The sequence below is a fragment of the Streptococcus oralis genome (assembly GCF_023110055.1).
Classification (GTDB): domain Bacteria; phylum Bacillota; class Bacilli; order Lactobacillales; family Streptococcaceae; genus Streptococcus; species Streptococcus oralis_BY.
Window position 1 is genome coordinate 215,268 of record NZ_JALDVG010000002.1, and the last position, 15,246, is coordinate 230,513.

General features: G+C 43.4%; 11 protein-coding genes and 1 tRNA gene. 4 read left to right on the top strand and 8 right to left on the bottom strand.

What is annotated here, in order from left to right:
- Positions 1–175 precede the first annotated feature (175 nt).
- The 4 genes from M1G01_RS08360 (at position 176) to M1G01_RS08375 (ending at position 4,074) form a co-directional block, all read left to right on the top strand.
- Complete coding sequence (locus tag M1G01_RS08360) at positions 176–988, top strand: Cof-type HAD-IIB family hydrolase (protein WP_000162371.1); 813 nt, start codon at positions 176–178, stop codon at positions 986–988.
- Between the two features lie 282 nt (positions 989–1,270).
- The gene (locus tag M1G01_RS08365) at positions 1,271–2,260 is read left to right on the top strand and encodes a PTS sugar transporter subunit IIB (protein WP_247931595.1); all 990 of its coding nucleotides are present in this window, start codon (positions 1,271–1,273) and stop codon (positions 2,258–2,260) included.
- 75 nt (positions 2,261–2,335) lie between these two features.
- Positions 2,336–3,148: a PTS mannose/fructose/sorbose transporter subunit IIC gene (locus M1G01_RS08370; protein WP_001280321.1), complete on the top strand. Its 813-nt coding sequence runs from the start codon at positions 2,336–2,338 to the stop codon at positions 3,146–3,148.
- A 14-nt stretch (positions 3,149–3,162) separates the two neighbouring features.
- Positions 3,163–4,074 (top strand): PTS system mannose/fructose/sorbose family transporter subunit IID, encoded by a 912-nt coding sequence (locus M1G01_RS08375; protein ID WP_000818314.1) that lies wholly within the window; start codon positions 3,163–3,165, stop codon positions 4,072–4,074.
- Positions 4,075–4,131: 57 nt separating this feature from the next.
- On the opposite strand, the gene M1G01_RS08380 is transcribed toward M1G01_RS08375, so the two are convergent.
- From M1G01_RS08380 to M1G01_RS08415, 8 genes are all read right to left on the bottom strand, one after another.
- Complete coding sequence (locus tag M1G01_RS08380; protein ID WP_247931596.1) at positions 4,132–6,360, bottom strand: HAD-IC family P-type ATPase; 2,229 nt, start codon at positions 6,358–6,360, stop codon at positions 4,132–4,134.
- 169 nt (positions 6,361–6,529) lie between these two features.
- Positions 6,530–7,864: a C1 family peptidase gene (gene pepC / locus M1G01_RS08385; RefSeq protein ID WP_247931597.1), complete on the bottom strand. Its 1,335-nt coding sequence runs from the start codon at positions 7,862–7,864 to the stop codon at positions 6,530–6,532.
- Positions 7,865–7,974: 110 nt separating this feature from the next.
- Positions 7,975–8,697: a pseudouridine synthase gene (locus tag M1G01_RS08390; RefSeq protein ID WP_042903126.1), complete on the bottom strand. Its 723-nt coding sequence runs from the start codon at positions 8,695–8,697 to the stop codon at positions 7,975–7,977.
- Between the two features lie 231 nt (positions 8,698–8,928).
- Positions 8,929–9,159 (bottom strand): GlsB/YeaQ/YmgE family stress response membrane protein, encoded by a 231-nt coding sequence (locus tag M1G01_RS08395; protein WP_000901578.1) that lies wholly within the window; start codon positions 9,157–9,159, stop codon positions 8,929–8,931.
- 9 nt (positions 9,160–9,168) lie between these two features.
- Entirely contained in the window at positions 9,169–10,410 is a 1,242-nt protein-coding gene (locus M1G01_RS08400) for an aminopeptidase (RefSeq protein ID WP_247931598.1), read from the bottom strand.
- A gap of 21 nt (positions 10,411–10,431) precedes the next feature.
- Positions 10,432–10,584 carry a hypothetical protein gene (locus M1G01_RS08405; RefSeq protein ID WP_000776617.1) on the bottom strand — a complete coding sequence of 51 codons (153 nt, stop codon included), beginning with the start codon at positions 10,582–10,584 and terminating at the stop codon, positions 10,432–10,434.
- Positions 10,585–10,607: 23 nt separating this feature from the next.
- Complete coding sequence (locus M1G01_RS08410) at positions 10,608–14,999, bottom strand: PolC-type DNA polymerase III (RefSeq protein ID WP_247931599.1); 4,392 nt, start codon at positions 14,997–14,999, stop codon at positions 10,608–10,610.
- Positions 15,000–15,174: 175 nt separating this feature from the next.
- Positions 15,175–15,246 (bottom strand) — tRNA-Pro (locus tag M1G01_RS08415).

Below are 15,246 nucleotides of genomic sequence, written 5' to 3' on the forward strand. Positions count from 1 at the left end.
TTTGTTTTTTACGAACAATATCAGTATTATATCATTTATCATTCACCTTTTCAATATGTTTGTTTGATTTATTTAATAAATCAAAGCAACTGTAGTTTTTGTTCTTATCTGCTTTTCTTCCTTCTTTTTGATATAATAGTAGACATCTTATCTGGAAACGACTAGAAAGGTTTATATGACTAAAAAAATTATCGCAGTCGATTTGGACGGAACCCTGCTGAATAGTGAAAGCAAGCTCTCCGATTTCACCAAAGAGACGATCAAAAAAATTTCAGAAAAAGGCCACCATGTCATCATCACGACAGGCCGTCCGTATCGTATGGCAAAAGATTTCTACCGTGAGCTAGAATTGCATACTCCCATGATTAACTTTAATGGTTCTCTTACCCATCTACCAGGACAGGCTTGGGAGCATGAAAAGTGCTTGACCTTGGACAAAAAATACCTCCTAGACATGGTCAAGCGCACGGAGGACATCCAGGCTGATTTTATTGCAGGAGAATATCGAAAAAAATTCTATATCACGACTCCGAATGAGGAAATTGCAGACCCTAAACTATTTGGCGTAGAGAACTTCCGGCCGGAAAATCAATTCAAGCCCGAACGAGTAACCAAAGATCCCAACTGCATCCTCTTGCAAACAAGGGCTGAAGACAAATACGCTTTAGCGGACGAGATGAATCGTTTTTATCAGCACCAACTAGCTATCAATACCTGGGGCGGGCCCCTCAACATCCTCGAGTGTACTCCCAAGGGTGTAAACAAGGCCTTTGCTCTAGAGTACTTGCTCAATGTGATGAATCGTGATAAAAAAGACTTAATCGCCTTTGGTGATGAGCATAATGACACTGAAATGTTGGCATTTGCAGGCAAGGGATATGCTATGAAAAACGCCAATCCTGCTCTTCTTCCATATGCAGACGAACAACTTCCTCTGACCAACGAAGAAGATGGAGTTGCCCACGCTTTACAAAATTTATTCCTATAAAAGGGAAGATTGCAGGGCCGCAATCTTCCCTTTTTGTTTTCATTCTGTTTTCACAAAAGCGGCTTATTTTCTGTATTTTTATATTAAATTTTCTATTACCATTTTCACGCATCTTTCAAAATCATTGATATATTAATATTTTTAAAAAGTCATTCTATGAAAACTTTTACATCTTTTTAGAAAAAGTAGTTGATTTTTATATGAAAACGGTTTATACTTAAAGTTAGGCTTAAAGTTTTCTTAAACATACAGTCAAACATTTTATAAGGAGGAATGACAATAATGAGTATCGGAATCATTATTGCGAGCCACGGCGAATTTGCTGCGGGTATTCATCAGTCAGGATCTATGATCTTTGGTGAACAAGAAAAGGTTCAAGTTGTAACCTTTATGCCAAATGAAGGTCCAGATGACCTTTACGCTAAATTCAACAACGCTGTGGCTGCATTTGACGCAGAAGATGAGGTTCTAGTATTGGCTGACCTTTGGAGTGGATCTCCATTCAACCAAGCTAGCCGCGTGATGGGAGAAAGTCCAGAACGTAAGTTTGCCATCATCACAGGACTTAACTTGCCGATGTTGATCCAAGCCTACACAGAGCGCCTTATGGACGCGAATGCAGGTGTGGATAAAGTCGCTGCGAATATCATTAAAGAAGCCAAAGATGGCATCAAGGCTCTTCCAGAAGAGCTTAACCCAGTTGAGGAAGTTGCAACTGCTGCAGCTGCTCCAGTTGCCCAAGCTGCTATTCCAGAAGGAACAGTTATCGGTGACGGTAAACTGAAAATCAACCTTGCTCGTCTAGACACTCGTCTCCTTCACGGTCAGGTTGCCACTGCTTGGACTCCTGATTCAAAAGCAGACCGTATCATCGTTGCTTCAGACAACGTTGCAAACGACGAATTGCGTAAAGAATTGATCAAACAAGCAGCTCCAAACGGAGTAAAAGCTAACGTTGTCCCAATCCAGAAATTGATCGACGTCGCACAAGACCCACGTTTCGGCGAAACTCATGCCCTTATCTTGTTTGAAACTCCACAAGATGCACTTCGTGCTATCGAAGGTGGCGTGCCAATCAAGACCCTTAACGTTGGTTCTATGGCTCACTCAACAGGTAAAACAATGATCAACAACGTTTTGTCTATGGACAAAGAAGACGTTGCAACCTTTGAAAAAATGCGTGACCTCGGTGTTGAATTTGACGTACGTAAAGTACCAAACGACACGAAAAAAGATTTGTTTGACTTGATTAAGAAAGCAAATGTTCAATAATTTTAATCTGTTTCGATCATTTTTGAAAACAGGATTAAATACTTTATTAAAACTAAATAGAAAAGGAATAAAACCATGTCAGATATTTCAATCATTTCTGCTATCTTGGTTGTAGTTGTTGCCTTCCTTGCAGGTCTTGAAGGTATCCTCGACCAATTCCAATTCCATCAACCAATCGTCGCATGTACCCTTATCGGACTTGCAACTGGTAACCTCGAAGCAGGTGTTATGCTTGGTGGATCTCTTCAAATGATCGCCCTTGGTTGGGCAAACATCGGAGCTGCCGTAGCTCCTGACGCTGCTCTTGCATCTGTTGCTGCAGCAATCATCTTGATCAAAGGTGGTAACTTTACTACTGAAGGTATCGCCGTTGCTACGGCAACAGCTATTCCTCTTGCCGTAGCTGGACTTTTCTTGACTATGATTGTTCGTACAATCTCAGTTGCCTTGGTTCACACTGCTGACGCTGCTGCTAAAGAAGGAAATATTGCGGCTGTTGAACGTGCTCACTTTGTTGCACTTCTTCTTCAAGGTCTTCGTATTGCAATCCCTGCTGCCTTCCTTATCGCTATCCCTGCTTCTGCCGTTCAAGATGCTCTCAAATTGATGCCAGACTGGTTGAACGGTGGTATGGCTGTCGGTGGTGCTATGGTCGTTGCCGTTGGTTACGCTATGGTTATCAACATGATGGCAACTCGTGAAGTATGGCCATTCTTCGCTATCGGTTTTGCTCTTGCAGCAATCTCTCAATTGACTTTGATTGCCCTTGGTGTCATCGGTGTTGCCCTTGCCTTCATCTACCTTAACCTTACAAAACAAGGTGGAAACGGTGGCGGCGGAGCTGCGACTTCTAACGACCCAATCGGTGATATCCTAGAAGACTACTAGAAAGGGGATCAATCATGGCTGAAAAAATTCAATTATCAAAATCAGATCGTCAAAAAGTTTGGTGGCGTTCACAATTCCTTCAAGGTTCTTGGAACTACGAGCGTATGCAAAACTTGGGTTGGGCTTACTCATTGATCCCAGCTATCAAAAAATTGTACACTAAAAAAGAAGACCAAGCAGCTGCTCTTGAGCGTCACCTTGAGTTCTTCAACACTCACCCATACGTAGCTGCTCCAATCATGGGGGTTACTCTTGCACTTGAAGAAGAGCGCGCTAACGGTGTTGAAATCGACGACGCAGCTATCCAAGGGGTTAAGATCGGTATGATGGGACCTCTTGCTGGTATCGGTGACCCAGTATTCTGGTTTACAGTTCGTCCTATCCTTGGAGCCCTTGGTGCATCACTTGCTGCATCTGGTAACATTGTTGGTCCCCTTCTCTTCTTCTTTGGATGGAATGCTATCCGTATGGCCTTCCTATGGTATACACAAGAGTTCGGTTACAAAGCTGGATCTGAAATCACTAAAGACATGTCAGGTGGTATCTTGAAAGACATCACTAAAGGGGCATCTATCCTTGGTATGTTCATCCTTGCCGTTCTTGTACAACGTTGGGTATCTATCAACTTTACTGTGAACCTTCCAGGTAAACAATTGGCTGAAGGAGCTTACATCAACTTCCCAGAAGGTGCTGTTACTGGTGCTGAATTGAAAGGAATTCTTGCTGATGCACTTGGAGGATTGAGCCTAGATAAGATTCAACCACAAACCCTTCAAGGTCAGTTGAACTCATTGATTCCAGGATTGATGGGACTTCTCCTTACTTTCCTCTGCATGTGGTTGCTTAAGAAAAAAGTATCACCAATCGCAATCATCCTTGCTCTCTTTGCAGTAGGTATTGCAGCTCGTTTCTTCGGTATCATGTAAACCATCGAGAATATAAATAAAAAAGAATCAGGTAATAAACCTGATTCTTTTTGTGTATCAACTTTTTCTTCTAGTCAGATAATGCAAGCCTCCAATCACCACTGCTAGGATGGCTACATAGACGACTTGGCTGGTTTCTAAAGGCACATACGCTCCTTGCAGGATAAAAGTATTGGCAAGGACGCCAACAAGGGCTGCAAGGCTCAAAAATGCGAGCAAGACTAGTTTGTATCGATTAAATGGCAGACTGACCTTGGCAACTAGACACAGACCATTGATCAGGGCAAGGAGGAAGCAAATAAATTTGACCTGACCAGGGACAGTGATAAAGAAGTTCGTCAAGAGTACACTAGCGACTAGAATGCCACCACCAATCGCAGCATTGGTCAAAATATCTCGCATAAAATGTGTGCTGACCTTTTCTTTATTGGACTCAAAAGTCAGGAAGAAGGATGGAATCCCAATCGTAATAGCTGAAATGATTGTAAACTGAATGGGGATAAAGGCGAATTCCAAACCAAATACCACACTCAAAATGGCAAACACGATGGAGAAGAAGGTCTTTGTTAGAAAGAGAGAGGCTACCTTTTGGATGTTATTGATGACCCGGCGACCTTCCATCAAGATATCATAAAATACTGCAAAGTCATCGGTCAGAAAAACAATATTGGATACACTTTTGGCTGCACTCGTAGCACCATTCATAGCAAAACTGATATCTGCTTTCTTGAGAGCCAGAACATCATTGACCCCGTCACCGCTCATGGCAACTGTTTTACCAGCATTTTGCAAAATAGATACCATCTTTTGCTTCTGTTCCGGTGTCACCCGACCAAAGATATCATGTTCCAAGACCACTCTTTCAAAATCTTGTTCACTCACCTTGGTCATATCAATCGCACGGGCTTCTTCCTTAAAACCTGCCTTACGAGCCACCCCATATACAGCCACATGATTATCACCACTGATAATCTTCACTTCAACACCTTGAGATTCGAAATAGTCAAAGGTTTCCTTGGTATTGTCCTTAATCTCATCTGACAAAACGACGTGGCCTAGTAGTTCCACATTAGCTGGACTCGTAATCTGGTCCTTGCTATGAGCAAGCGATAAGATTCGAAAACCTTGCTGTTTGAGATCTTCATAGTAGGCATCCATCGGCTGGGTAAAGCCTAAAAACTCATAGGCTCCGAAGAAATAGGTCCCTCCATCTTTTACTTGGACAAAGGAATACTTGTTTTTGCTTGAAAAGGCACCGACTTCTTGAACTTCCCACTTTTTCTCACAGGTTAAGTAAGTCTTCAGAGCTCTGGAAGTTGCATTTTCATCCTCGAAATAAGCCAGATAAGAAGACAGTTTCTCTGCTACATTAGCATCCATTTCTTGGACCTTCATATTCCCCGTCGTGATGGTACCTGTCTTATCAAAACAAAGAACATCTACTCGCGCCAAGGTCTCTACACAGTATAGTTCCTGCACCAGAACCTTCTTTTTGGCCAGCTTCATAGTCGCTACTGCTAGGGAAACGCTAACCAGGAGAATCAAGCCCTCTGGAATCATACCGACCAAGGCGCCTGAACTTCCCAAAACAATCTCAACATAAGTCCGTCCTAGACTAAAACCTCTGACATAAAGCAGAATGGCAACTGGCACCAGCAAGATGGAGACGATTTTTAAAATCTTATCCATATAATCGCGCAGTTGAGAAGGGTATTTTTTGAATTCCTTGCTGGATTTTGCAAGTTTGTTAATATAGCTATCTGGACCCACAGCCGTTGCTATAACCAGACAAGTACCGCTGACGACATTGCTTCCGCTCATCAGCTTGTCACCAACTGTTTTAAAGACCGAATCACTTTCACCCGTCAGCAAGGACTCATCCACTTCAATATTCCCTTCAAGAACTTCTGCATCGACAGGCACCTGATCACCCAGATTGAGATGCAGATACTCCCCTAGAACGATGTCCTCCGGATCAATCTCGATCGTTTGACCATCTCGGTTGACTCTGTACTTACTTTTACCAAGTAAACTTAGCTTTTCCAAAGCATTTTTTGAACGCACTTCTTGGAAAATCCCAATGGCTGTATTGATAGCAATCACACCTAAAAAGAGCATATTTTCAAATCGCAAGGTTGTGGCTACCAGAACTGCCAGAGCCAAGTTCATAGCATTAAAAAATGTAAAGATATTTGAAACGACGATTTCCTTGCTTGTTTTATAAGGTTTAATGTCGCTGATATTTCGTTGACGATCCTTGATGTCTTGGCTACTTAAATACTTCATTTCTACTCCAATATCCTTTTGTACTACTATAGTAACACATATCTTTTTCTCTGTCACTTAAAGACTTAAAGTAAGAAGAACTCCCTTGGCAAGCATTATCTATCACTACTTTAAGAAGCACTTAAAAACAAAAGAGGCTAGGATTCCCCTAACCTTTTTTCTTTATGCTTTATTCTGCCAAGGCTCCCATTGGATCCCATGGTGCAAGTACGATTGGTTCTGCTTCATAGGCAACTTGTTCTTCTGCTGTCAGCAATTCCTTACGAACAACGATTTGGTAAGTGTATTCATCCATCCAAGCGTCTGAGGCAACAAAGTAACCATCTGTGCCGACCTTGTCTCCCCATGAGTTTTCAACCTTCCACTTGGTTGACTTACCATTTTCGTCCAAGTCCACACCTGTCAAGACCATGGCGTGGGTCATCAAACTTTCGCTGTAGTCCAAACGTCCAGCTTTGTCTTGAGTGAGTTGGATATCCATGCTTGATTCAAAGTCATAAACATCTGTCGCAAGGATTCCGGCTTTGCGGTTGCTGAGCTGGCCGACATCTGAACCAAACCAAACAGTTTCTCCTGTTTGCATTTGGGCAATCGCCAATTCTTTCAAGCGCTCCATTGGAACGTTGATGTAGCGAACTGCACGACTACCAACGACATTTCCCAACATCTCAACTGTGTAAGATTTACCGTAAGGTTTGTCAGCAGTTGGAGCATTGATAACCGAAACATAATCTTCCAGAGGAAGATTGACATATTTCTTGTAAAACTCTTGTGGTGTGATACCCTTTTCACTTTGGTAGTTATCATCCTTATCGCGATAAGCAAAGTCAAACTGACGTGGTGGAAGACCTAGTGACATAGCAAGGAAGTTAAAGATTTCTTGCAAGAGGTCTTCTTTCTTGGCTTGAACAGTCGCTTGGTCTGCACCAGAAGCGAGCAAGTCACGCAAGATTTGGGCATCTTGACGAAGCAATTTGTTGAGGATGGCATTGAGCTCACGGCTACTGCTAGAAGAAACAGACTCAGGATAAACAGACTTAGGAACGACACCGTATTTCTCAAAGAGGGCCACGACCATATCCCACTGTCCACCGTCTTGTTGTGGAGTTTGGAGTAGGAAGCTAACCTTACGGCTCGTCAATTCTTGGTCTGCAGTCGCAATGACTTGCTCCAAGAACCAGTTGGATTTCTCGTACTTGTCCCAGAAGAAAGTGTGGGCTTGTGACAACTCAAAGTTTTCCAGTTTGTATTGAGAGATGAGTTTGTGGCGGAAGGTGTTGAGAGCTGCAAACATCCAGCAACGACCAGACGCTTTCTGGTTAGTAACCTTGTCCTTGGTCAAATCCAATGAGAAAACAGGTGTATTGTCTACATGGCTTTGGCGACGTTCTAAGGCTGCAAAAATTCCGTTGTGACTGGTAGCATTTTCAATCGCTTGGTATTTGACATTTGCTTCATAGTTGGCAAATAGTTTATCAGTAAATGATTCTTGAATCGCGTTCATAGATTCCTCCTTTTATTCTACTGTCTATTATAACTCTTTTCACAAAGGAAGCAACTGAAAAATGAAAAAGGTAAGGACATTCTCCTCACCTTTTTCTAATATAAAGCAAATTAAGCAATACTTGCAAAGAGAACTTCTAACTCCTCCTTGGTCAAGCGACGCCATTCTCCTTGTTCTAAGTTCTCATCCAAGACTAGAGTTCCCATCGTCAAACGTTGTAAGTCCACCACTTCCTTCCCGCAGTATGCTACCATGCGTTTGACTTGATGAAATTTTCCTTCTCTAATAGTCACCCGAACCTGGCTCTCATCCTTATATGAATCCACTGACAAAATCTCCAGTTTGGCCGGCTGGCAGGTAAAGTCCTTGAGCGGAATACCCTTGCCAAATGTTTCCACATCTTCTTGGCTCATGATTCCCTTGACCTGAGCTTGATAAGTTTTATCTACATGACGCTTGGGCGATAGAAGGGAATGAGCCAGCTTTCCATCATTTGTCAAGAGTAAGAGTCCATGCGTATCGATATCCAATCGCCCTACAGGAAAGACTTCTTTGGCACGTCCATAGTCATCCAACAAGTCCAGAACCGTTCTATGCTTGGGATCTTCAGTCGCCGAAATGACTCCCTGGGGCTTGTTCATCATGTAGTAGACAAACTCTTCATACTCCAGCACTTGACCGTCAAAACGAATCTCATCTCTTTCTTCATTGATTTGCAATTTTGCTGATTTTTCTTTCTTGCCATTGACCGTCACGCGTCCAGCCTTGAGCAAGTTTTTGACCTCCGTCCGACTTCCCACAGCGCATGCAACTAAAAATTTATCTAATCTCATAGAACTATTATATCATACTCAAAAGGAGGCTGCCCAAGTGACCAACCTCCTTTTCTTTTCATACTCTTCAAAAATCTCTTCAAACCGCGTCAACGTCCATCTGCAACCTCAAAACAGTGTTTTGAGCTGACTTCGTCAGTTCTATACACAACCTCAAAGCAGTGCTTTGAGCAGCCTGCGGCTAGTTTCCTAGTTTCTCTTTGATTTTCATTGAGTATCAGATTTAAGAAATTAACTTCCTCGTCTCCAGAAAATAGCTAAGACAACCATAGCACCTAAAACAGCTGGAACAATAGCTATCCCCGCTAGGTTTGGACCCCAAGTCCCAAAGAGCAGGTGCCCCAAAGAAGCACCAATCCAGCCGAGAAACATTTTTCCAAAGCATCCCATGCTTTCTCCGCGATTGGTTAAAGCACCTGCCAAGAGTCCCACTAGGAGACCAACAAACATACTTCCAAGCATAGCTTCTCCTTAAATTGCCCAGTCTCCATTGCGGAAGAGTGGTACACGTGTTCCATCCTCACGGATACCATCGATATCCATTTGACTCGAACCAATCATAAAGTCCACGTGAACATCTGAACGGTTCAGTCCTGCAGCTTCAAGCTCTTCTTCGCTCATCTCTGCCCCACCAACAACGCTGGTCGCATAGGCTGCACCGATAGCCAAGTGGTTTGAAGCATTTTCATCAAAAAGGGTATTAAAGAAGGTAATACCTGACTGAGAAATTGGACTTGGATCTGGTACCAAGGCACATTCACCCAAGGCACGCGCGCCAGCATTTTCAAAGACAAGGTCTTTCATGACCTGATCACCCTTCTCAGCAGTGATATCTACGATTTGACCATCCTTAAAGGTCACCTTAATACCTTCGATGATATTGCCGTTATAGCTAAGTGGTTTTGTAGAAGTGACATAGCCATCTGCACGACGGAAGTCAGGAGCCGTAAAGACTTCTTCTGTCGGCATATTTGGCAAGAATCCTTCTCCCTGTGCATTGATAGCGCCAGCTGATTCCCAAACGTGGTTCTTCGGCAAGCCAAGTGTCAAATCTGTCCCTGGCGCTGTGTAGTGAAGGGCTGAGAATTGTTCTTTATTGAGCATTTCTGCCTTGCTCTTGAGGATGGCTGCATGTTCTTCCCAAGCCTTAACTGGATCTTCTTCGTAGACTCGGCAAGTTTTGAAGATTTGATCCCAAAGAAGATCCACTGCTTCTTCATCGCTCGCAGCATTTGGAAAGACCTTCTTAGCCCACTCAAGCCCTGCTGCAGCTGCTACAGTCCAGCTAACCTTGTTGGATTGAGTTGCGATACGCATTGGTTTCATCGCAAGTCCCATCGCTTTGGCAGAAGCTGAAAGCTTATCCGCATCCACTCCGTTCAAGGCACCTGGATCAGAAGAGCGGACACCGAGACGACTAGCCTTGTTCTCCAAGAGATAGTTCATCTCAGCAATCTTGTATTCTGGCACATTGTCCAGACGCTCCATCGGCGCGTGGAGGAATTTCTCGCGATTTACAAAGTCATCTGCCCATTGAACGATAACTTCGTGTGCTCCAAGTGCATAAGCTTCTTTGACGATTAAGTGAGCCAACTCACGTTGCTCCACATCGATAGAGAGAGCCAAAGTGTGACCCGGTTGCACATTCACACCGTTTGCAACCAACAATTTCGCATATTTTTCTAGATTTTCTTTAAAATTTGGTAAAACCATTCTATTCTTCCTTTTCTTTTGTTATTTTTCCTTCAAAGCAGAAAATAATCCTGCTAAAGCAATGGCACCAGACAAGAGCGCTGTTGATAGGATAATTGTTTCATCTGCCAGCTCTAGCTGATAGTCAAAAACCTTTTCAGCTGGTTTATCTTCCGCAAAAATCCTAAGCTTCATAAAGATGTTCTCCATTCTAATTCTTAAAACAACTCATCAAACAAACTCAACTGGTTATCCTCTGGCATATTGCCGAGAATCCCCATTTCATCCATCTTTTCAACCAAGGTTGATGAAAGTCCACCACGCTTGCGCAGTTCTGTCTTAGAGAGGAACTCACCCTCTTCACGCGCACGCACCAACTGCTTAGCAACGTTCTCTCCCAGACCATCCATTGCTACAAATGGTGGGATGAGGGTATCTCCATCAATGATGAATTCAGTCGCATCACTACGATAGAGGTCTAACTTGCCAAACTTAAAGCCACGTTCCCACATTTCATTGACAATCTCAAGAGTGGTATAGAGGTCAATTTCCACATTAGAGGCTTCATTGTTCTTCCGTTTTTCAGCGATTTCTTCCATTCTGCGCTTGATGGCATCCAAGCCCGCTCCCATGGTCTTGATATCAAAAGCCTTAGCGCGGATTGAAAAGTAAGCACAGTAGTAATAAATGGGATGGTGAACCTTGAAGTAGGCTACGCGCAAGGCCATCATAACGTAGGCTGCCGCATGGGCTTTAGGGAACATATACTTGATTTTTCCACAGGACTCGATATACCACTCTGGCACCTTATTGGCCTTCATGGCTTCGATATAGCCATTTCGCTCCTCTTCGGAGATCTTCAACCACAAGCCCTTACGTACCCGTTCCATGATGGTAAAGGCCATCTTAGGTTCAAGACCAGCATGCATGAGGTAAACCATGATGTCGTCCCGACAACCGATAACAGTTGATAGGTCTGCAATCCCTTGCTTGATCAAATCCTGAGCATTTCCCAACCACACATCGGTACCGTGGGATAGACCTGATAGCTGAAGCAACTCTGCAAAAGTCGTCGGATGCGTCTCGTCTACCATCCCACGTACAAAGTTGGTTCCAAACTCTGGAATCCCCAGCATACCCGTCGGCGTACCGATTTGCTCAGGCGTCACACCTAGCACATCAGTTCCAGAAAAGAGGGCCATGACACCTTCATCATCCATAGGAATTTCATTAGGGTCAATCCCAGACAAGTCCTGTAATTTCCGAATCATGGTCGGATCATCATGTCCCAGCACATCGAGTTTGAGGACATTCTCATCGATATCGTGGAAGTTAAAGTGAGTCGTCTGCCATTCAGCCGTCACGTCATCCGCTGGATACTGAACAGGCGTAAAGTCGTAAACATCCATGTAGTTAGGAATAACAACAATTCCCCCCGGGTGTTGTCCCGTTGTGCGCTTGACACCAGCTGCACCTTGGGCAAGACGTTCCACCTCTGCATCACGATAAAACTTCCCATAGTCTCTCTCGTAGCCCTTTACAAATCCATAGGCAGTCTTAGCAGCCACCGTACCAACCGTTCCTGCACGGAAGGCATATTCCTCACCAAAGATATCACGTACATCCAAGTGGGCGCTAGGCTGATCTTCTCCCGAGAAGTTCAAGTCAATATCGGGAACCTTGTCTCCATCAAAACCAAGGAAGGTCTCGAAAGGAATATCCTGTCCATTTTTGTTAAGTTTATGACCACAGTTTGGACAATCCTTATTGGGCATATCAAAACCTGAACCATAAGAACCATCGGTGATAAACTCGCTGTACTGACACTGACCACAGACATAGTGAGGAGAGAGAGGATTAACCTCCGTAATCCCAATCATGGTCGCAACGAAACTGGAACCGACAGATCCACGAGAACCCACCAAGTAGCCCCGTTCGTTGGAACGTTGCACCAGCATCTGCGATGCCAGATAAATCACGGCAAATCCATTCCCCAGAATGGAAGTTAATTCTTTTTCAATCCGCAAATCAACAATATCTGGCAGCGGATTTCCATAAATCTCAAAAGCTTTCTTATAGGTCAACTCAGCGACCGTTTCTTCCGCCTTGTCGATGAAAGGTGTATACAAGTCACCCTTAACGACCTCAACAGGTTCAAAGATATCTGCCAAGGCATTGGTGTTTTCAATGACTAATTTGCGTGCTAAATCTTCTCCCAAGAAAGCAAATTCATCCAACATTTCATTGGTCGTTCTAAAATGAGCCTTGGGAAGAGGAGCTGGCTGGGCATGTTCACCGTGACCAATGGTCCGGTTAATCATAGCCCCCTGTCCCAAACTACGGACGATAATTTCACGGTAAATCTCTTCTTCCGGTTCGATATAGTGGACATTTCCCGTAGCTAGAACAGGCTTGTCAAGACGGTCCCCAACCTCTATCAAACTCTTGATAATAGTCTGAAGTTCCTCCATATCCTTGACCTGCTCTTTAGCAATCAAGGGAGCATAGATAGCCGGTGGCATGACCTCGATAAAGTCATAATACTTGGCCACCTCAACCGCCGCATCCACACCTTGGGAAACAACTGCGTCAAAAACTTCACCCTCCGAGCAAGCCGACCCTAAAATCAAGCCTTCTCGATGGGCATCTAGAACCGTTCTCGGTATCCGTGGTACTCCTTCAAAGTACTTGGTATTGGACAAAGAAACCAGCTTAAAAATATTTTTTAAACCTACCTGATTCTTGACATAAATAGTCGCATGTTTAATCCGAGCTTTTTTATAAGAGTCTGGACTAATCAAATCAATGTTGAGTCTAGCCAGATCGGTCACACCATGTTTTTCTGCTACCTCTTTGATAAAGATGAAAAGCAGACGACCAGTAGCTTCCGCATCGTAGTTGGCCATGTGGTGGTGTTCAAGTGCTACACCAAAACGCTTAGTCAAAGGTCCCAAACCATGACGTTTATACTCAGGATAGAGATTTCTAGCAAACTCCAGCGTATCGATGACTGGCTGGCTAATCTTAGGCAGACCATGACGCTCATAGTTGGCATTCATAAAGCCAACGTCAAAGGTGGCATTGTGAGCAACTAAAACTGTATCCTTGCAAAACTCTTGGAATTCTTGTAAAACTTGTTCCAGTGGTTTGGCATTTTTAACATGATCATCTGTAATACCTGTTAACTCAGTAGTAAAGGCTGACAAGGGATATCCAGGATTGATAAATTCATCAAATTCGGCAATAACATTCCCCTTATACATCTTAGAAGCCGCAACCTGAATCAAGTCATTATAGATAGCTGAAAGTCCCGTCGTTTCCACGTCAAAAACCACGTAGGTTGCTTCTGACAAATCCATCTCCACTTCGTTGTAAACGATAGGAACTCGGTCCTCCACGATATTGGCTTCCATTCCATAGATTAGCTGGATTCCGGCTTTCTTGGCTGCCTTATAGCCATGTGGGAAGGACTGGACATTCCCATGGTCCGTGATGGCAACCGCATTGTGTCCCCACTTAGCAGCTGTCGCAACGATCTCCTCTACCTCTGGTAAAGCATCCATAGTCGACATGTTGGTATGAGCATGAAACTCAACCCGACGCTCACCTTCTGGCATCAAATCCTTCCGCTCATAGTGAACAACTTCCTGCACATCCTGCACGTTCATGGTCAAATCACGTGTGAAGTTATTCATCTCCACATTCCCACGAACTCGGAGCCAAGAATTCTTCTTAATGATGTCAAACTTCTGAGCTTCTTCTTCATTCTTAACCCATTTTTGCATTGAAAAACTTGAAGTGTAGTCTGTCATTTTAAAGTTGATCAAAACGCGACCAGTTCTGGTCACCTTATGCTCCACATCAAAAACGACCCCTTCAAAGACCAGGCGATTTTCCTCAGTCGTCACGTCGATCATCTGGGTGACTTCAGCCTTATCTAGTTTAGGCTTGGCCGCAGCCTTTTTAGCGTGAAAATCAAAGGCTGGCTTCTCTTCTACTGGAGGAGGAGCCATTTGTTCCAGTTGCTCCATAGCCCGGAGCGCTTCCTCATTGGCAGCTTGAACAATCTGTTCATTCTCCGTATGGAAGGCTTTCTCCTGCTCTTGTGTAAGAGCATCATTCTTTTCTATTTGGCATACAAAAGCTGGAAAACCAAACTTTTCGAGTTGCTTTGCCAAATTAGGAAGATGATTCTTCTTAAAGTGCTCCTTATCAATCGCCTCTGAACCTTCAATAATGAGTTGATTTCCCTCCGCACGAACGTTTAAATTCTGGTAAAGAGATTTAAACCCCTGACTTGCACATGGACCTTCAGAAAAAGCCTCTCTATAGTAGGCCTGCAAGAGTTCATTAGAGAATTCTTGAGAAAGAGCCTTGATTTCGAAAACAGCTCGGTTTCCTGTCTTAGAAAATTCTTCACCAAGCCCTTTCTTTAACTCTAAAAAGATTTCAATCGGTAAAATATTAGAAAATACAAAATGAAATTCCCAAATCTTACTAATTTTATGAACCACAACACGCTCAATTCTGGCATCAACAAGAGCAGGATTCTGTCTCAATTGTTCAGAGATTCCTAGTTGATTCATTAAAATTTCAAACTTACTTGACATTCATTTTCCTCACATTATTCTCTTACTATTTTACCATAATTAAAGAAAATATATGACTAGTACCATTCCTTAAGCACTGCCAGTTTATACAAATTTGTTCCGTAAACAAAAAAGAAGACTCTCAGAATCTCCTTAGTAAATAAAAAAAGATACCCTTAAGTATCCTCGTAATCAATCGGGAAGACAGGATTCGAACCTGCGACACCTTGGTCCCAAACCAAGTACTCTACCAAGCTGAGCTACTTCC

Excerpts from the sequence above, each read along its gene's own strand:
- M1G01_RS08370 (WP_001280321.1), top strand. The coding sequence starts at position 2,336 with ATGTCAGATATTTCAATCATTTCTGCTATCTTGGTTGTAGTTGTTGCC.
- M1G01_RS08375 (WP_000818314.1), top strand. The coding sequence starts at position 3,163 with ATGGCTGAAAAAATTCAATTATCAAAATCAGATCGTCAAAAAGTTTGG.
- M1G01_RS08405 (WP_000776617.1), bottom strand. The coding sequence starts at position 10,584 with ATGAAGCTTAGGATTTTTGCGGAAGATAAACCAGCTGAAAAGGTTTTT.
- M1G01_RS08365 (WP_247931595.1), top strand. The coding sequence starts at position 1,271 with ATGAGTATCGGAATCATTATTGCGAGCCACGGCGAATTTGCTGCGGGT.
- M1G01_RS08400 (WP_247931598.1), bottom strand. The coding sequence starts at position 10,410 with ATGGTTTTACCAAATTTTAAAGAAAATCTAGAAAAATATGCGAAATTG.
- pepC (WP_247931597.1), bottom strand. The coding sequence starts at position 7,864 with ATGAACGCGATTCAAGAATCATTTACTGATAAACTATTTGCCAACTAT.
- M1G01_RS08410 (WP_247931599.1), bottom strand. The coding sequence starts at position 14,999 with ATGTCAAGTAAGTTTGAAATTTTAATGAATCAACTAGGAATCTCTGAA.
- M1G01_RS08360 (WP_000162371.1), top strand. The coding sequence starts at position 176 with ATGACTAAAAAAATTATCGCAGTCGATTTGGACGGAACCCTGCTGAAT.
- M1G01_RS08380 (WP_247931596.1), bottom strand. The coding sequence starts at position 6,360 with ATGAAGTATTTAAGTAGCCAAGACATCAAGGATCGTCAACGAAATATC.
- M1G01_RS08395 (WP_000901578.1), bottom strand. The coding sequence starts at position 9,159 with ATGCTTGGAAGTATGTTTGTTGGTCTCCTAGTGGGACTCTTGGCAGGT.
- M1G01_RS08390 (WP_042903126.1), bottom strand. The coding sequence starts at position 8,697 with ATGAGATTAGATAAATTTTTAGTTGCATGCGCTGTGGGAAGTCGGACG.